Source organism: Quadrisphaera sp. KR29 (assembly GCF_052644995.1).
In genome coordinates this window covers 13,781-30,823 of record NZ_JBQXXG010000005.1, presented here as the reverse complement: position 1 = coordinate 30,823, position 17,043 = coordinate 13,781, and the positions used below count along the sequence as shown (strand labels likewise).

The following is a 17,043-nucleotide window of genomic DNA, read 5'->3' as shown; positions in this document are numbered from 1 at the left end:
TGGATGTCTGGTGCCACACTCCGGCGGTGTCCGCCGCCCTGCAGGCCGCTCCCGCCGCATCCTCCGCTGCGCCGGGGCTGGCGTGCTGCGCCCCCCTGGCGCGCCAGCCCCTGAGCGCTGAGGATGCCGCCGCGCTGGCCCGCACCCTCAAGGCCGTCGCCGACCCTGCGCGGCTGCGGCTGCTGAGCCTGGTCGCCGCCCACGAGGGCGGCGAGGCGTGCGTGTGCGACCTGACCGAGCCGCTGGGCCTGTCCCAGCCGACCGTCAGCCACCACCTCAAGGTGCTGGTGGAGGCGGGGCTCCTGACCCGCGACAAGCGCGGGGTGTGGGCCTACTACGCCCTGGTCCCCGGGGCGCTCGACTCCCTGGCCGGAGTGCTCACCACGTGCTGAGGTGCGCGGGCCGGCCCCCGGTCCGACGTCTGCGGGTCGGCACCCGGCCCGCAGCTCGAGCGGCGGGGTGCTCAGGTGCGCGTGCGGGTGCGCTGCGGTGCCCCGACGCGGGAGCTCCCGCGCTCGGGGCGCTGGGGGGAGACCCAGCGGGCGCTCTTGAAGGACAGCGCCGGGCGCTCCACGAAGCGCCACGACAGCGCCGCGACGCCCAGGGAGGCGGCGACGCTGAGCGCCACGAAGCCGACCTGGCCCAGCGCGGTGGCACCCAGCAGGATGAGCAGGACCTGGACGGGCCAGTGCCAGATGTAGGCGCCGTAGGAGAGGTCCCAGCTCAGCCGGGGCCTGCGCACCGCGGTCATCACCCACAGGCACAGGTAGGCGAAGGCCAGCGCGCCCAGGGGGCGGTAGTCCTGCAGCAGCAGCATCGCCACCGCGGTCAGCAGCGCCGCGCACAGGGCCAGCAGCGGGTCGAGCGGCAGGCGGTCGGCGTGCAGGGCGGCGAGGGCGCCGAGCAGGAAGACGAACAGCAGGCGCGGCAGGTTGTCCGCCGGCAGGGTCACCAGGTCCAGCTCGGCGGCCACCAGGGCCGCCCACAGGACGAGCGCGGCCAGGCCCACCAGCCAGGTGCGCCGGCGCAGCAGGCCGAGCAGCCCGAACGCGGCGATCGCCACGTAGCACAGCGCCTCGTAGAACAGCGTCCACAGCGAGCCGTTGATGACCCCGTCGGTGTGCTCGCCGCCCAGGCCGGCGATGCCGAACTGGTCCATCCGCAGACCGGCGTTGGCCACCACGTAGCGCCAGGCCGGCTCGTCCTCGGCGGTGAGGACCGACAGCGCCGGGCGCCCGCTGAGCACTGCGGCCACGGGCGCGACGACGAGCGCGGTCAGGACCAGGCACAGCCAGAACGCCGGCATGATGCGCAGCGCTCGGTGCCAGGCGTAGCGGCGCACGTCGGCCAGCCGGTTCCAGCTGGAGACCATGAGGTAGCCGCTGATGATGAAGAAGCCGTCGACGGCCAGGACGCCGATCTCGGTGTCGCCCATGGTGGGCTGCCACCCGAAGCCGCTCTGCAGGCCGTGGGACACGGCCACGACCACGGCCAGGACCAGCCGCATGAGGCTCAGCCCGTTGGCGCGGGGGTCGAAGGCGTCTGCCAGCGAGGGCGCCCAGCGGTCGGCCCGGCGCGCCGCCCGCGCCGGCGCGGGACCTGCGGACGGCGGAGGGCCACCGGGGCGGCCGGCCCTCAGGCTCGGTCCGGCGGTGACACGGGGCTGGGAGGTGCTCAGAGAGGTCTCCGTCAGGGCGCGGAAGGCGTCCCGCAGCGCGGGAGGACATATCTACCCTAACGCGAGAGTAAGGATGCGCCGCTCGACCCGCTCCCCGGCACCCGGACGGGGGGACCTCAGGTGCCCGCGGCAGCGCCACCGGCCACGTCGGCGGTGGCGTCCCGCCCGCTCGCCGCGACCGCTCGGGCGTGGCGCTCCCGCAGCAGGCCGATGAACTCCTCGGCCATCGCCACCTTGGCCACGAGCTTGCGCCGGCTCTCCTCGGCCTGCTCGAGGTAGTCCTGCAGCCGCGTCGCCAGGTCAGCCGCTTCCGCGGTCGCCGCCGCGCCGCCCTCGCCGCCGCTCTCGGCACCGCCGTCACCGGCGGTGCCGAAGGTCTCGGCGTCGACGGCGTCGGCGATGGCCATGACGTCGCTCATCTGCTCCAGGGAGAAGCCGAGCGGCTTCATGCGCCGGATCACCAGCAGCCGGTCGACGTCGTGGCGGCTGTAGAGGCGGAAGCCCCCCTCGCTGCGCGCCGAGGGAGACAGCAGGCCGACCTCGTCCCAGTGGCGCAGCGTGTTGACGGACACCCCGGTCAGCTGGATGACCTGACCGATCTGCATCGGCTTGTCGCTGTCGTCGGACCCCGGGGAGGGCGTGCGGGTGCGTGGCGCCATGACCCCACTCTCCCGCACGCCCGCGGCGCCGGCCTTCGCCGACCGGCTCGACGGACCGCTCCTGCGGCGCGGCGGTGCCGCCCCCGGCACGACGTCAGTGGCCGCCGCCGAGGTGACCGGCCAGGCGCTCGTGGCGCTGGGCGCTGTGGCCCGCCAGCCCCTCGATCCGCACGTCCTTGTCGCGGTCGGCGTAGCGGGCGCTGATCGCGTCCAGGGTCGCCACCGTGGAGGCGTCCCAGACGTGCGCCTGCGACAGGTCGATGACCACCGAGGCGGGGTCGGCGCCGTAGCGGAACTGGTCGGCCAGGTCGTTGCTGGAGGCGAAGAACAGCTGCCCGCGCACCACGTAGGTCACCGACGCCGCGTCCGCCGACACCCGTCGCTCGACGTCGACCAGGTGCGCCACCCGCCGGGCGAACAGCGCCATGGCCACGACGACACCGACGATGACGCCGTAAGCGAGGTTGTGCGTGGCCACGGTGACCGCCACCGTCACCAGCATCACGGCGGTCTCGGACCGCGGCATCCGCCGCAGCGTGCTCGGAGCGACGGAGTGCCAGTCGAAGGTCCCCACCGACACCATGATCATGACGGCGACCAGCGCGGCCATCGGGATCACCGAGACCACGTCGCCGAGGGCCACCACCAGGGTGATGAGGAAGGCGCCCGCCAGGAACGTGGAGATCCGGGTGCGGGCCCCGGAGGACCTCACGTTGATCATCGTCTGGCCGATCATCGCGCAGCCGCCCATGCCTCCGGTGAAGCCGGTGACGACGTTGGCCACGCCCTGGCCCCACGCCTCGCGCTTCTTGCGGGAGCGGGTGTCGGTGATGGTGTCGACCAGCTTGGCCGTCATCAGCGACTCCAGCAGCCCCACGAGCGCCAGGGCGATGGCGTAGGGAGCGATGATCCGCAGCGTCTCCAGCGTGAACGGCACGTCGGGGAGGAGGAAGGAGGGCAGGGTGTCCGGCAGCTCGCCCTGGTCGCCGACGGTGGGGACGGAGACGGCGGCGACCACGGTGAACGCGGTCAGCGCGACGATCGCCACCAGGGGGGCGGGCACCGCGGTGGTGAGGCGCGGCAGCAGCACGATCGCCGCCAGGCCGACGGCGACCAGCGGGTAGACCAGCCACGGCACGCCCAGCAGGTAGGGCACCTGGGACGTGAAGATGAGGATGGCCAGGGCGTTGACGAAGCCCACCATGACGCTGCGCGGGATGAAGCGCATGAGGCGGGCCACCCCGAGCAGTCCGAGCGCCACCTGCAGCAGCCCGCCGAGGACGACCGTGGCCAGGAGGTAGTCCAGTCCCTGCTCTCGCACGACCGGCGCGACGACCAGGGCGATGGCACCGGTCGCCGCGGAGATCATGGCCGGGCGCCCGCCGACGACGGCGGTGGTCACCGCCATCGTGAAGGCCGCGAAGAGCCCGACGCGCGGGTCGACGCCGGCGATGATGGAGAAGGAGATCGCCTCGGGGATCAGGGCCAGGGCCACCACCAGGCCCGCGAGCACCTCGATGCGCAGCCGGCGGGGGTCGCGCAGCGCCTGCAGGACGGTGGTGCCGCCGTCGCCGTCCTCGGTGGCACGGCCGGGGCCACCGCTGCCGCCGAGGCGGGTGGCGGCCCCGCGGCGGCGGCGCTCTCCCTCGCGCTCGCGGGGGCCGTCGGGCACCAGCTCCGGGCCTTCGTGCGGGTGGCCTGCGGGCGGGTGGCCCGGGCGCAGGGCGTTGGGGGAGTGGGCGGGCACGGGGCCTCCGGTGTGGCGCGGGTCGCGGCGGCGCAGCCCTGCGGCCTGCTCCCGGCGGCTGGCTGCCGCGTCGCCGCGGCGGTGCGCGGCGTCGAGGGGCGGGTCGTCGGGGACTGGTCGCCCGGGTGCTGGGGCGGCGGTGGTGGGTCGGGGTGGGTGGGCGCGCGCGGAGGGCGGTCGACCCGAGCGCCGACTCTACCCGCACCCGAGGGTTGGGGAGCCCGCCGAGTTGCGGCGAAGGGTCAAGGGACGGCAAAATGCCCACGTCAGCGAGGGGGAGTATCCCGTCACAGCGCGTCGTCACCACGGCCCGTCCCGGGCCCGGCGCGGTGGGCCGCAGCGGTGAGCGCTGCAGGTCGGGGGAGACCTTCGGTCGTCACCGACCGGAAGGTGTGCCCGCAGTGGACGTGCCCCTGTGGCTGTGGCTCGCAGTGCTCGGCCTGATCGTGACCATGCTCGCGGTGGACCTGTTCGCCCACCGCCGCGCCCACGTCATCGGCGTCAGGGAGGCCGCCGCCTGGTCGGCGATGTGGGTCGCCATCGGCGTCGGCTTCGGCGCCTGGGTGTGGTCGTCCTACGGCGCCGAGCTGGGCCAGCAGTACTTCGCCGGCTACCTCATCGAGAAGTCCCTGGCCGTGGACAACGTCTTCGTCTGGGCGATCATCTTCACCTTCTTCGCCGTCCCCCGGGAGCTGCAGCACCGGGTGCTCTTCCTCGGCGTGCTGGGCGCCCTGGTGCTGCGCGGGGCCTTCATCGCCGCCGGCGCCGCCGTCATCGACGCCTTCTCCGCGGTGCTGTACGTCTTCGCGGCGTTCCTGTTGTGGACCGGCGTGCAGATGATCCGCACCCGTGACGCCCACGTCGACCCCTCGAGGTCCAGGGTGGTGCGCTGGTTCCGCCGCGCGGTGCCGATGACCGACGCCTACCACGGCCAGCGCTTCCTGGTCCGCCGCGCCGGGGTGGTGCTGGCGACCCCGCTGCTGCTCGTGCTGGTGCTCGTGGAGGTCACCGACGTCGTCTTCGCGGTCGACTCCATCCCGGCGATCTTCGCGGTGACCAGCGAGCCGTTCCTCGTCTTCACGGCCAACGCCTTCGCGCTGCTCGGCCTGCGGGCGATGTACTTCCTGCTGGCCGACCTCATGCACCGCTTCGTCTACCTCAAGCTCGGCCTGGCCCTGGTGCTGGTGTGGGTGGGCGTCAAGATGGCGCTGCAGGTCGACGTCTACAAGATCCCGACTCCGGTGTCGCTGTCCGTCATCGCCGTCCTCATCGCCGGGGCGGTCGTCGCCAGCCTGTGGCGCACGCACGGGCAGGCGGCGCACGCCCTCCCCGCTCCCTCCGAGCCCCCGTTCCGGGTGGCCAGCGAGGCCGAGCAGGCCGAGGTCGAGCCGCTCTGGCGGACGCGTCGCCCGGAGCACGAGCCCAGCCGCTGAGACGCGCGGCCCAGCACCGGGGCGGGGAGCAGCCCGGTGCTGGGCCGGCCCGGGTCACACCGAGGCCAGGAACTCCTCGGTGCGCGCGGCGGTGGCCGGGCCCCCGGAGCCGAACCAGACCAGGTGGCTCCTGCTGGGGCTCGTCCACGCCGTGGCCGCCGGGATGGAGCGGACGAGCTGCTCGGCGTGCTCCCACCGGACCTGCCCGTCGGCGCGGGAGGCCACGACGAGGGCCGGCTGGCGGACGCGCTGCTCCCAGCGGGGGTCGACGGGGTGGCGCACGTCGGTGAGGAAGCCGGCGCCCGAGCGCATGGAGGAGAAGACCTCGGCGAGCTGGCGGCGCTCCGGCGCTGACAGGTCGTCCACGACCTCGCGCGCGGGCATCGTCGAGAGGCTGCCCATCATCGCTCTCAGGCCGGCCAGCGGGGCGGTGCGCAGCAGCCGCCGCACCGCTGCCCAGCTGAGCGCCTCGGTGCGCGGCCCGAACGCCAGGGGCGCCACCAGCCGCTCCGGCCCGCTGGGGAAGGGCAGCGAGGAGCGGGCCGACTGCAGCACCAGGGACCGCACGCGGTCCGGGTGCTGGGCCGCCAGCGCCACCGCGGTGGGGCCGCCCGCGGAGACGCCCACCACGGCGAGCACCTCGTGCAGCCCCAGCTGGGTGCACAGGGCCGCGGTGCGCCGGGCGAACTCCGCCGGACCGGGGCCGGCAGCCAGCGGCGTGCGGCCGTACCCCGGCCGCGAGGGCGTGAGCACCGCGTACCCGGCCTCGACCAGCGCCGCCTCGCCCAGGGGCAGCCCGGCGCGCAGGTGGCCCCCGTGGAGGACGACGACGGTGCCGCGGCCACCAGGCACGAGGCGGTGCTCCACCGGCTGCGGCGACGCCCCGGGGACGACGACGACGCACGTGCGCTGCTCCACCGCGGTGACCGTAGCGGCCGGCGCGCCCCTTCCCTCGGGCTGAACGAGCGTTTAGCATCTGGGTCGTGCGTTCAGCCGTCGCTCCGGAGGACCTCACGGCCCGCGCCCGGATCCGTGACGCGGCGGTGGCGCGCTTCGGGCGGGAGGGCTTCGGGGTGGGTCTGCGGGTGATCGCCGAGGACGCAGGTGTCAGCGCCGGGCTGGTCGTGCACCACTTCGGCTCCAAGGACGGCCTGCGCGCCGCGTGCGACGAGCACGTGCTGGCGGCCGTGCGCGCCTCCAAGGAGCGCGCCGTGACCGCCACCGGCGTCCACGACGTGCTGCTGCAGCTGGCCTCCGCCGACGAGCACGCGCCCCTGGTCGCCTACGCGCTGCGCAGCCTGCAGGCCGGGGGCCAGCTGGCGCGCGACTTCGTGGACCGCTTCGTGGAGGATGCCGAGGCCTGGATCGCGAAGGGCGTGGCCGCGGGCACCCTGCGCCCGAGCCGGGACGAGGCCGCCCGGGCCCGCTACCTGGTGGTGCAGGGCCTGGGGGCCCTGGTGCTCGACATGGCGCTGCACCCCCCGGCCGACCCGACCGACGTGGTGGCGGCCCTGCACGGCTACCGCAGCCGCTCGGCCCTGCCCGCCCTGGAGCTGTTCACGCACGGGCTGATGACCGACAACACCGTGCTCGACGCCTACCTGCTCTACGTGGGCGACCCGCCGCCGCCCGACGTCCCAGCACCAGCTCCCAGCACCTGACCGGCGAGGCCGCGGGCCGCGCCGACCCCTCCCACCCGGCGGCACCCCCACAGAGCGGACGAGCCCGTGTCCCCCATCATCGACGTGCAGGACCTGACCAAGTCCTTCGGCAGGGTGCGAGCCCTCGACGGGCTCGACCTCACCGTCAGCGCCGGGGAGGTCCACGGCTTCCTCGGACCCAACGGCGCCGGCAAGTCCACCACCCTGCGCGTGCTGCTGGGGCTGCTGCGGGCGGACGGCGGCACCGCGCGCCTGCTCGGAGCCGACCCGTGGTCGGACGCCGTGGTGCTGCACCGGCGCCTGGCCTACGTCCCCGGCGACGTCACCCTGTGGCCGCGCCTCACCGGCGGGGAGGTCATCGACCTGCTGGCCGGCCTGCGCGGCCACCTCGACCGCGCCCGGAAGGCCGAGCTGCTGGAGCGCTTCCAGCTCGACCCGACCAGGCGCGCCCGCACCTACTCCAAGGGCAACCGGCAGAAGGTGGCGCTGGTGGCCGCGCTGGTCAGCGACGTCGAGCTGCTGGTGCTCGACGAGCCGACCTCGGGGCTCGACCCGCTCATGGAGCTGGTCTTCCAGCAGTGCGTCACCGAGGCCGCCGCCCGCGGGACGACCGTGCTGCTGTCCAGCCACGTGCTGGCCGAGGTCGAGAGGCTCTGCGACCGCGTCACGATCGTGCGGGCCGGGCGCACCGTCCTGAGCGGCTCGCTGGCGCAGATGCGCCACCTGACCCGCAGCACGGTGCGGGCCACCACGTCGCGCCCGCCGGGTGCGCTGGCCTCGGTGGCGGGGGTCCACGACGTCGTCGTCGACGGTGAGCAGCTGGCGTTCACCGTCGACGACGCCGCGCTGCCCGCCGTCCTGCAGCTGCTGTCCGCCGCCGGCACCACGCACCTCGTGGTCAGCCCGCCGACCCTGGAGGAGCTCTTCGTCCACCAGTACGACGGCAGCGCTGCCGCCCGCTCCACCGCCACCGGCTCCACCACCGCCGCCACCACGACCCGCGCCACCAGCGGCGGTGCGCGGTGACCGCGCTCACCGGCCAGCGCCGCACGGCCCGGCTGCAGGTGCCCGGCACGGAGGGCCCGGCGGGCCCCGCGCTGACCGGCACCGGACTGCTGCTGCGGCTCGCGCTGCGCCGGGACAGGCTCCGGGTGCCCCTGTGGGCCGTCGGCACCGGTGGGCTCGTCGCCTACTTCGGCGCCGTGATCCCGGTGGTCTACCCCGACGCGGCCGCGCGGCAGACGCGGGCGGCGATCATGCGGGAGCCGTCCGGGGCGTTCATGACCGGACCCGGCTACGGGCTCGACGACTACACCGTGGGCGCGATGGTCTCCAACGAGCTGCTCGGCATGCTCGCCGTGGCCGTCGCCCTGATGTCGGTCTTCCTCGTGGTGCGCCACACCCGCGCCGAGGAGGAGGCCGGCCGGGGCGACCTGCTGCGCGCCGGCGCCGTGGGCCGCGACGCCCCTCTGGCCGCCGCGCTGGTCCACCTCGTGCTCGCCGACCTGCTGGTGGCGGTGGTGCTCACCGCCGCCCTGGCGGCCGGCGGCCTCGCGCTGGCCGACTCGGCGGCCGTCGGCGCCGGCGCCGCGGTGGTGGGCCTGGTCTTCGGCTCCCTGGCCGCCGTGACCGCCCAGCTCAGCGAGCACGCCCGCACCGCCTCGGGTGCGGCCGGCGGCCTCCTCGGCCTGGCCTACGTGCTGCGGGGGGTCGGTGACGCGGCCGGCCCGGGCGGCGGCGCGCTGTCGTGGGCCTCACCCATCGGGTGGGCGCAGCAGACGCGGGCGTTCACGGACCTGCGGTGGTGGCCGCTGCTGCTGGGCCTCGGCACGGCGGCCCTGCTGCTGGCCGCGGCCGTCGCGCTGGGCCGCCGCCGCGACGTCGGGGCGGGCGTGCTGCCCGCCCGGCGAGGCCGCCCCGCGGCGGGCGCCGGCCTGCTCAGCCCGGTCGGGCTGCTCGTCCGGCTCCAGCGGACCTCGACGGCGTGGTGGGCGGTGGGGCTCTTCGTCGTCGCGCTCCTCACCGGGTCGCTGGCCCAGGGGATCGCCGACAGCGTCGCCTCCCAGCCCCAGCTCGCGGCGGTGCTCGGCGGGGCGAGCCCGGACGACGTGCTCGGCTCCACCCTGTCGGCGTTCCTGGTCTTCTTCGCCATGGCGGTGGCGGTCTTCGCCGTGACCTCCACCCGCCGCCTCGACCGCGAGGAGGAGGAGGGACGCGCCGGGCTGCTCCTGGCGACGGCGGTCAGCCGCCCGGCGTGGATGGGCGCTTCGCTGCTGGTCACGGCGGTGAGCGCGGCAGGCCTGCTGCTGGTGTCCGGCGCCGGGATGGGCCTGGGGGCGGCCAGCGCGGTGGGGGACGCCGACCTGGTGGCGCCGTACGCCCTCGCCGCGCTGGTCCACCTGCCCGTGGTGCTGTGCTTCACCGGGCTGGCGGCCCTGGCGCACGGGCTGCGCGCCGGCGCCTGGGCGGTCTGGGGCCTGCTGGTGGCCTCGGTGCTGGTCGGGTTGTACGGGCCGCTGCTCGACCTGCCCGCGCGGGTCCTCGACGCCGCTCCCTTCGCCCTCGCCCCCAGCGCGCCGCACGAGGCGCTCACCGCGCTCCCGCTGGTGCTGCTCACCGGCGCGGCGGCGGCCCTGGGCGCTGCCGCCGTCGCGGCCCTGCGGCGCCGCGACCTCAGCGGGTGAGCGCCCGGCCACCCCCGTCTCGACGACGTGGTCGCCCCGGAGGGCCACGAGCTGAGCTCCGGCAGCTACGAGCCCGGCGTCGCCTGGGGGTGAGCCGCCCGGGGAGCACCGGTCCGCCGCCGCTGCGCGGTCCTGGCTGACAGGTCCGCCAGGGCCTGCGCCACCCCCTGCTCGTACGGCGTGGCGCGCAGCCCGTGCTCGGCGGCCAGCCGCTCCCCGCTGACCAGGAACGGCTCGGCGAACTCGTACTCCATCTCGGCCACCTCGCGGACGGTCGGGCTGACCAGGCCCAGCGACCGCAGCGCCCACGTCGGGGTCGTGCGCAGCCGGGCCCGCTCGTGCCCAGCCGCCTGCGCGGCGAGGTCGAGCACCTCGCGGGTGGTGAAGGGGCGCGGGTCGTGCGGCGCGTGCCAGACCCCGGCGGTGCCCGGGGTGGTCCCGAGCACGGCCAGGGCGCGCGCCACGTCGGGCACGAAGGCGTAGCTGTGCGGCTCGTCGGGGTCGCCCAGCACCGAGGCGGTGCGGCCCCGCGCCACGGGCCCGAGCACGCGGTCGCCGATGACGGACTGCCGCCCGGCGCCGGGGCCGTAGAAGTCCGAGGCGCGGACCTGGACGACGTCCAGCTCGCCGTCCCGGCGCAGCCGTTCCAGCTCCTCGGCCATCGCCTGGCGGACCCGGCCCTTGCGGGCGGCGGGCCGGTGCGGGGAGTCCTCGGTGAGCGTGCGCCCGCCGGGGCGGCCGTAGAGGTAGACGTTCTCCAGGCTCACCAGCCGCGCCCCGGCGCTGCGGGCCGCGTGGACAGCCCCGGCCTGCAGCGGCGGGAAGTCCTGGGCCCACCGGTGGTAGGCGGGGTTGAGCACCTGGTGGACCACCGCCGCGCCGCGGGCCGCGGCCGCGACGCCGCCGGGGTCGCTGGCGTCGGCGTGCACCAGCTCCACCCCGGCCGGCAGCGCGGGACGCGAGGAGCGGCTGACCACGCGGACCCGGCGGCCCCGCGCGACCAGCTCGGCAGCGAGGCGTGAGCCGACCGCGCCCGCTCCCAGCACCACGTGCAGCTCCTCGCCGCCGGTCGCGGCGCTCACCGCGCGCGCTCCGGCAGCGTCTGCACCAGCAGGCCCGTCAGCACCGTCGCGACCAGCGCCCCGGTGGCCCCGAAGGTCGTGTACCGGGCCTCGACGTCGACGCCGGCCACCGTCGTCACCGCCCACCCGGCGGCGAGGACGCCCGCCGTGGCCACCGCCCACGCCGGCCGCCGCCACCCTGTCAGGCGGCGCGCCAGCACGACGGCCTGGGCCGCGCCCACGGCGAGGCCGGTGACCGCGCCCGTGACGACCAGGTCGGCCAGGGTGGTCCCGTACCCGACGACGGCCGACCCCGCGGCCAGCCCGGCCGAGAGCCCCAGCGCGGTCGCGGCCGTCCACCCGCGCACCGGCAGGCGCCGCCCCGACAGCGCGCCCTGGGCCGCTCCGATGACGGCACCGGTGACCAGGCCGCCGAGCAGCGCCGGGCCCACGCCGTCGACCGGGCCGGCCAGCGCCCTGCCGGCCAGGCCGGCGAGGGGGAAGGCCAGCGCGCTCGCCAGCCACAGCGCCCACCGGCGTCCTGCAGCCGACCGCCTTCCGCCGCCCTGGAGGTCCACCCGCTGGTGCGTCCTGCGCATCGTCTCCACAGCCCTCTCCCGTCGCTCGCCCCACCCGATGAGAACAGTGTTCTCCTTTGCGCCGGGAGAGTCAAGAGCAGTGTTCACTGAGCGAGCACCGTTCTCGGCGGGCTAGCCTCGGCGTCATGAGCACCGTGCGCGCGCAGCGGCGCGCCGAGCTGAGCGAGCGCATCCTCGAGGCGGCGCAGTCGCAGCTGCTCGAGGTCGGTCCGGCGGCCCTCTCGCTGCGCGCCGTCGCCCGCGACGTCGGGGTGGCCGTCTCGGCGCTGTACCGGTACCACGCCGGCCGCGACGAGCTGCTCACCGCGCTGCTCGTGCGCGCCTTCGACGACCACGCCGACGCCGTCCAGGCCGCCGTCGAGGCCGCCGAGGACGACGACGAGCGACTGGCCGCCGACCCCTGGGCCGCGCTGCGCGCGGGCACGGCCGCCTACCGCCGCTGGGGGCTGGAGCACCCCGCGCCCTTCGGGCTCGCCTACGGCACGCCGGTGCCCGGCTACACCGCGCCCGCGACCGAGACCGTCCGCGCCGGGGCGCGCTGCGGCGACCTGCTGGTCGCCGCCGTCGTGCGGGCCCGCGCCCGCGCCGGCAGCACCGCCGGTGCGCCGGCCGGCGCGCAGGACCCCGACGACGGGCACGACCTCGACCCGGCGCACCGCCGGCACCTCGAGGCGCTGGCGGCGCGGCGGGGGTACGACGCCGGCCCCGGGCTGCTGGCCCGTGTGCTGGAGGTCTTCGTCGTCGTCCACGGCTTCGTGGTGATGGACGTCTTCGGCCAGCTGCGCCCCCTCAGCGACGACCCCGACCGCGACTTCGCGGCCCTGGTCGAGCGCCAGCTGCAGACCCTGCGCTGAGCCGGGCGCCCCGGGCGCCCCGGGCGGCCCGGGCGCTCAGGGCGCTCAGGGCGCTCAGCGCCAGGTGAGCGGCACCAGCTCGGCCGGGCGGCCGCTGGAGGCGATGCCCTGCTGCGCCAGGGCGAAGCCCATGACGTCGGAGAAGACCGGTGCCGCTGCCACCCCGCCGTAGTGGTGGGCCCGGTCGGGGTGCTGCACGATCACCGCGACCACCAGCTGCGGGTCCTCCGCCGGCGCCATGCCGATGAAGGACGCCGTGTAGTGCCCCTCGCCGGCGGCGCGGTCCTCCGCGGTGCCGGTCTTGCCGGCCACCCGGAAGCCGGGCACCGCCGCGTTCATGCCGGTGCCCTCGGAGCTGACGACGCCCTCGAGCATCGAGGTCACCTGCTGCGCCGTCCGCTCGCTGATCACGCGGGTTCCGGTGGGCACCGGCGCGGGCACGTAGGCGCCGGAGGCGTCGGTGGTGCCCGCGACGATCCGCGGCGGGACCCGCACGCCGCCGTTGGCGATGGTCGCGTACACCTGCGCCGCCTGCAGCGCGGTGACCGCGTACCCCTGCCCGAACAGCACGACGTAGGGCGTGCGCGCGTCGTCGTCCCACTGGTCCGCGGTGCCGAGCAGGCCGCGGGTCTCCCCGGGCAGCCCCAGCTGCCGCTCGCCGAGCCCGAAGGCGCGCAGGTAGTCGTGGCGCTGCTGCAGGGTGAGCTGCTGGCCGACCATGATCGTGCCGACGTTGGACGACTCGGCCAGCACCCCGGCGAACGTCAGCTTCTGCGGGGCGTGCTCGTGGGAGTCCCTGACGACACCGCCGCGGCGCGGCAGCGTGATCCGGTCCGGCACCACCAGCTGCGTCTCGGGTGTGGCCAGCCCCTGCTCGATCGCGGCGGCCGCGGTGATGACCTTGCCGGTGGAGCCGGGTTCGAAGACGTCCTCCAGCGAGCGGTTGTGGCGCTCGCCCTCGGGGGTGTCGCCGGGGCGGGCGGGGTCGATGGAGCCCGACTCGGCCAGGGCCAGCACCTGCCCGTCCTTCGTCATCGCCACCACCGAGACCCACGCGGCGCCCGTCGCCCCGGCCTGCGCCCGTGCCGCCTGCTGGGCGTGGTGCTGCAGGTCGGCGTCGATGGTGAGGCGGACGTCGCGCCCGTCCACGGCCGGCTCGTCGAGGGAGGCGGCCAGCGGGATCCGCTGCCCGCCCAGGCCCCGCTCGTACACCCGGCGCCCGTCGACGCCGCTGAGCACGTCGTCCTGGGCCAGCTCGAGCCCCGCGAGGGCGGTGCCGTCGGTGCTCACGTAGCCGATGAGGTTGCCCGCGGTGGTGCCGGCCGGGTAGGTGCGCAGCTCGGTGCGCTCGCTGCTGATGCCGGGGATGCCCAGGGCCTGCACCTGGCGGCGCACGGCGGGGGTGACGCCGCGCGCGAGCACCGTCCAGCGGACCTCGGCGCCCTCGGGGGTGGTGCGGGGCCGGAGCAGCTCGGCCAGCTCGGCCTGCGGCCTGCCCAGCAGCGGGGCCAGGTCGGCCGCCGCCTGCTCGGGGGTGCGCAGCCGGCGCTCGCGGGCCGTCGGGCCGGTGAACAGCTCCGGGTCCGCGACGATGTCGCGGCGCTCCACGTTCTGCGCCAGCACCGCGCCGTTCCGGTCGGCGATGGTGCCGCGCGTGGCCGGGACCGGCTCCTCGGCGAGCCGCTTGCCCAGCGCCTCCGCGGCCAGAGGGGCGGCGTCGGTCACCTGCAGCTGCACCAGCCGGCCGGTGAAGACCGCTGCGAGCAGGAGGACGAGGACGGCGAGCACCAGCACGCGGCGCTGGGGCGAGCCCGTCCTCAGCGGGCGGCGGGTGCCCGGGCGCCGCGGCGGTCGCTGCTGCGCCGGGCGGGCCGGACGGGCCGGGCTCGCCGGGCGGACCGGGCTCGCCGGGCGGACCGGGCGGAGGCGCGCCCGAGGCCCTGCCGGCTGGCTGCTCTCACCGCGGAGGCGCTGCGGCTGGCGCGCCTGCGGCTGCCCGGACGGGCGCTGCCGGGGGAGCGCGGGGCCGGGGGTGCGCGGGCGCGCCTCGTCCCCGCCGGGACGGCCAGGACCGCCCGGGCGCCGGGTCTGAGGTGCGCCGGACGGGCTCACGGCCTCGAGCATGCAGGACCGGAACGCGTCAGCGTCGCACCTGCGCTGGTCGGCGTGGTGCGCCCGCCGGGGACCGGCTCCTGGACGTCCCCGGCGCCGCCGGCGCAGCGCTCGCCGCACCGGTGACCACCACGCGTGCCCGGCTCCCACCGCCTGGGCGACCAGGCCGCCCGACGGCGCTTGTGCTGCCGGGGCGTCCGTTCCACCCTGGGACGTGCTCATCGTCGCCATCGGCCGCCTGGTGGCCCGGTGGCGGGCGGGCCGGCAGGAGCCGTGGCCGCCCGAGCTGCTCGACCTCGACCGCCAGGCGTCCGTCGCGATGGCCCTGTGCACCTGCGGGCACATGTGGCACCGGCACGAGCGCCCCCACGTCAGCACCAGCTGCTCGGCCTGCTCCTGCCAGCGCTTCCGCCCTGCCCAGCGGCCCGAGCGCGGCGCGTCCAGCCGGAGCTGACGGCGCTCCGGCGGTGCTCGCGCGGGTGCGCCTCAGGGCACGTCGGGCATGGGCTCGGCGAAGACGCGGAACCCCTGGCGCTCGGTGTGCATCCGCCACAGGTGGCCGGCGAGCAGGTCGGGGTCGTGCGTGGGGTGCCCCACCTCGATGCCACCGGGGATGATCAGCTGGCCGACGTGCACGCCGTCGTCGGCGAGGGCGGAGTGCAGCATCCGGGCGTAGGCCGTCTCGCCCGCGAAGGCGACGGACGTGCCGGCCACCGCGGGGTCGGGCCGTGCGCCGCTGCCCCCGTTGACGAACAGCAGCGTGCCCCGCCGGCGCTCGCGCATCCCGGGGAGCACCTCGCTGACCACCGCCTGCGGGCCGTAGACGGAGAACTCCACCGCGGCGCGCAGGTCCTCGACGTCCGTCTCGAGCACGGGCCGCAGGAACTCGGGCTGCGGGATGGGGCTGTACTGCACCACCTCCACCGGACCCAGCTCCGCCGCTGCCCGGCGCACCGCGGCGCGCAGGGACCCGAGGTCCCGCACGCTCGCCGCGTACGCGCGGGCGGTGACCCCTCGCTCGCCCAGCTGCCCGGCCAGGGCGTCGACGTTGGCCTGGGTGCGCGAGACGAGGGCGACGTCGAAGCCCCCGGCCCCGAACCGGCGCGCTGCGGCGGCGCCGAGGCCAGGACCGGCTCCGATGATGACGGCGGTGCTCACGGTCGTCCCTCCTGCAGCCCCCGGTGGACCCGGCCCAGCCTGGTGCACCCCGGCCGGTGGCGCTCGCGGCGCCCGGACGTGCGGCCCCGGCGCGCTCGCGTGGGTCGCGGCGTACGCCTGCGGGATGACCGTCCCCCGCGCAGACCCCCTCGGGGGCTGATCCCCCGGGCGGGGGGTGCGCGGCAGCCTGGCACGGCCGGCCCGGCGACCCGGGGACCGGCACGTGCGACATGAGCGGGGGCTCTCATGAGGACGACGAGCGGGGTGTGCGACCACCGGCGGTGCACCGCACGAGCCGTGTGCAACAGCGGCAGCGGCTGCGGCGTCTGAGCACCGTGCACGTCCTCGACGTCCCCCGTCCCCGGAGGCAGCGGGCCGACCGCGCGCCCGGTGAGCACGTCCTCACCGCGCCCGTGCCGTCTCGCGGTGAGGACCTCGGGTCCTTCGTGCTGCAGGTGCGCCGGGCCCTCCAGGACCGGGCGAGCCACCTGGTGGTGGACGAGTCGGCCTGCGCGCAGTGGACGCCCGGCCAGCTCCTGGTGCTGGAGCGCCTGCGGCGCCTGGCCCAGCGCTGCGGTGCTGACTGGTCGGTGGCCGCGGGGCGGGGTCCGCGGTGACCGTGCTGCTGGAGGTCACCGCCGTCGTGTGGGGGGCCTGCGCCGTGGCGGTCACCTCCCTCCTCGCGGCGGCGGCGCCGCTGCGCCGGAGGGGCGGCCGCGGTGGGCGGTGAGCGCACGCAGCCCGGCAGCCTCGCCGTGCTGAGCGCGTGCGGCCCGGACCACCCCGGGGACGTGGTGGACGCCTCCGGGGTGCCCCGACGGGTGGCGCTGCCCCGCGCGTCGGGGCACGGGGTGGTGGGCCGGGAGCAGTGGACAGCAGCCCGGACCTGACCCGGCGGCGCGAGCCGGCCCGCCGGCGCAGGCACCCGTCCGCGGTCGGCGTCCCCGGTCTCCTTGCTCTCCTGCTCAGCCTCCTGCTGAGCGCGTGCGCCGGGGAAGCGGACGCCCCCGGCGTCACGGAAAGGGTGCCCGGAGGCGGGCTGCCCGTCGTCGTCCACCTCGTGGTCGAGGCCTCCTGCCCGCGCATCGAGTCCGGGCAGGTCGACCTGTCGCCCCTCCTCGTGAGCGGGGCGCAGACGACGTCCACGTCGCAGTGCACGCAGGACGGCCTCGACGGCGTGCTCACCTTCGACGCCCTGCTGCCGGCGTCGTCGACGGTGGTGCTCACGCCGGGTGAGGTGAGGGGCGTCGTGGTCGACGCCGCGAGGGCATCGGCGGCGGGGGAGGTCACGGTGCGCTACGAGCCGGACGGTGGGTCCCTCGCGCCCGTGGCCACGGCCTACGGCGACGGCGAGGACGAGCCGGCCAGGCCGGCGTGAGGCGGTCGGGGTCGGGCGG

General features: G+C 76.6%; 17 protein-coding genes. 9 read left to right on the top strand and 8 right to left on the bottom strand.

Translation table 11 applies throughout. From position 1 onward, the window contains the following. Positions 1 to 26: 26 nt before the first annotated feature. Positions 27 to 392 (top strand): metalloregulator ArsR/SmtB family transcription factor, encoded by a 366-nt coding sequence (locus ACUN9U_RS05860; RefSeq protein ID WP_445483994.1) that lies wholly within the window; start codon positions 27 to 29, stop codon positions 390 to 392. A 71-nt stretch (positions 393 to 463) separates the two neighbouring features. Here the strand turns inward: ACUN9U_RS05860 and ACUN9U_RS05855 are convergent, their stop codons facing one another. The 3 genes from ACUN9U_RS05855 to ACUN9U_RS05845 form a co-directional block, all read right to left on the bottom strand. Further along, positions 464 to 1,507, bottom strand: coding sequence for an acyltransferase family protein (locus ACUN9U_RS05855; RefSeq protein ID WP_445483993.1), 1,044 nt, complete (start codon positions 1,505 to 1,507; stop codon positions 464 to 466). A gap of 287 nt (positions 1,508 to 1,794) precedes the next feature. Beyond that, positions 1,795 to 2,337, bottom strand: coding sequence for a MerR family transcriptional regulator (locus tag ACUN9U_RS05850; protein ID WP_445483992.1), 543 nt, complete (start codon positions 2,335 to 2,337; stop codon positions 1,795 to 1,797). A 94-nt stretch (positions 2,338 to 2,431) separates the two neighbouring features. Continuing rightward, positions 2,432 to 3,889, bottom strand: coding sequence for a SulP family inorganic anion transporter (locus ACUN9U_RS05845; RefSeq protein WP_445484175.1), 1,458 nt, complete (start codon positions 3,887 to 3,889; stop codon positions 2,432 to 2,434). A 596-nt stretch (positions 3,890 to 4,485) separates the two neighbouring features. Between ACUN9U_RS05845 and ACUN9U_RS05840 the strand changes: the two genes are divergently transcribed. Further along, positions 4,486 to 5,517 (top strand): TerC family protein, encoded by a 1,032-nt coding sequence (locus ACUN9U_RS05840; RefSeq protein WP_445483991.1) that lies wholly within the window; start codon positions 4,486 to 4,488, stop codon positions 5,515 to 5,517. 54 nt (positions 5,518 to 5,571) lie between these two features. Here the strand turns inward: ACUN9U_RS05840 and ACUN9U_RS05835 are convergent, their stop codons facing one another. Further along, positions 5,572 to 6,435: an alpha/beta fold hydrolase gene (locus ACUN9U_RS05835; protein ID WP_445483990.1), complete on the bottom strand. Its 864-nt coding sequence runs from the start codon at positions 6,433 to 6,435 to the stop codon at positions 5,572 to 5,574. Between the two features lie 65 nt (positions 6,436 to 6,500). Between ACUN9U_RS05835 and ACUN9U_RS05830 the strand changes: the two genes are divergently transcribed. The 3 genes from ACUN9U_RS05830 to ACUN9U_RS05820 all read left to right on the top strand — a co-directional run bounded on the left by ACUN9U_RS05830 (position 6,501) and on the right by ACUN9U_RS05820 (position 9,862). Next, positions 6,501 to 7,178 carry a TetR family transcriptional regulator gene (locus tag ACUN9U_RS05830; protein ID WP_445483989.1) on the top strand — a complete coding sequence of 226 codons (678 nt, stop codon included), beginning with the start codon at positions 6,501 to 6,503 and terminating at the stop codon, positions 7,176 to 7,178. 66 nt (positions 7,179 to 7,244) lie between these two features. Continuing rightward, entirely contained in the window at positions 7,245 to 8,204 is a 960-nt protein-coding gene (locus tag ACUN9U_RS05825; RefSeq protein WP_445483988.1) for an ABC transporter ATP-binding protein, read from the top strand. Next, complete coding sequence (locus ACUN9U_RS05820; protein ID WP_445483987.1) at positions 8,201 to 9,862, top strand: ABC transporter permease; 1,662 nt, start codon at positions 8,201 to 8,203, stop codon at positions 9,860 to 9,862. Before ACUN9U_RS05825 ends, ACUN9U_RS05820 begins: the two co-directional genes overlap by 4 nt. A 65-nt stretch (positions 9,863 to 9,927) precedes the next feature. Here the strand turns inward: ACUN9U_RS05820 and ACUN9U_RS05815 are convergent, their stop codons facing one another. Together ACUN9U_RS05815 and ACUN9U_RS05810 are read right to left on the bottom strand one after the other, a co-directional pair. Then, the gene (locus ACUN9U_RS05815) at positions 9,928 to 10,944 is read right to left on the bottom strand and encodes an NAD-dependent epimerase/dehydratase family protein (protein WP_445483986.1); all 1,017 of its coding nucleotides are present in this window, start codon (positions 10,942 to 10,944) and stop codon (positions 9,928 to 9,930) included. After that, a complete protein-coding gene (locus ACUN9U_RS05810) occupies positions 10,941 to 11,522 on the bottom strand; it encodes a hypothetical protein (RefSeq protein WP_445484174.1) in 582 nt (193 codons plus the stop codon). Before ACUN9U_RS05810 ends, ACUN9U_RS05815 begins: the two co-directional genes overlap by 4 nt. A 125-nt stretch (positions 11,523 to 11,647) precedes the next feature. Between ACUN9U_RS05810 and ACUN9U_RS05805 the strand changes: the two genes are divergently transcribed. Then, the gene (locus ACUN9U_RS05805; protein WP_445483985.1) at positions 11,648 to 12,376 is read left to right on the top strand and encodes a TetR/AcrR family transcriptional regulator; all 729 of its coding nucleotides are present in this window, start codon (positions 11,648 to 11,650) and stop codon (positions 12,374 to 12,376) included. Positions 12,377 to 12,430: 54 nt separating this feature from the next. Here ACUN9U_RS05805 and ACUN9U_RS05800 read toward each other — a convergent pair whose 3' ends face one another. Continuing rightward, the gene (locus ACUN9U_RS05800) at positions 12,431 to 14,170 is read right to left on the bottom strand and encodes a peptidoglycan D,D-transpeptidase FtsI family protein (RefSeq protein WP_445483984.1); all 1,740 of its coding nucleotides are present in this window, start codon (positions 14,168 to 14,170) and stop codon (positions 12,431 to 12,433) included. Positions 14,171 to 14,702: 532 nt separating this feature from the next. On the opposite strand from ACUN9U_RS05800, the gene ACUN9U_RS05795 reads away from it, so the two are divergent. Further along, positions 14,703 to 14,942: a hypothetical protein gene (locus ACUN9U_RS05795; protein WP_445483983.1), complete on the top strand. Its 240-nt coding sequence runs from the start codon at positions 14,703 to 14,705 to the stop codon at positions 14,940 to 14,942. Positions 14,943 to 14,974: 32 nt separating this feature from the next. On the opposite strand, the gene ACUN9U_RS05790 is transcribed toward ACUN9U_RS05795, so the two are convergent. Further along, positions 14,975 to 15,646: an SDR family oxidoreductase gene (locus ACUN9U_RS05790; protein WP_445483982.1), complete on the bottom strand. Its 672-nt coding sequence runs from the start codon at positions 15,644 to 15,646 to the stop codon at positions 14,975 to 14,977. Positions 15,647 to 16,059: 413 nt separating this feature from the next. Here ACUN9U_RS05790 and ACUN9U_RS05785 point away from each other — a divergent pair, with 413 nt between their 5' ends. Then, on the top strand, positions 16,060 to 16,263 hold the full coding sequence (locus tag ACUN9U_RS05785) for a hypothetical protein (RefSeq protein ID WP_445483981.1): 204 nt from the start codon (positions 16,060 to 16,062) through the stop codon (positions 16,261 to 16,263). 407 nt (positions 16,264 to 16,670) lie between these two features. Further along, positions 16,671 to 17,024 (top strand): hypothetical protein, encoded by a 354-nt coding sequence (locus ACUN9U_RS05780; protein WP_445483980.1) that lies wholly within the window; start codon positions 16,671 to 16,673, stop codon positions 17,022 to 17,024. Positions 17,025 to 17,043: the final 19 nt, after the last annotated feature.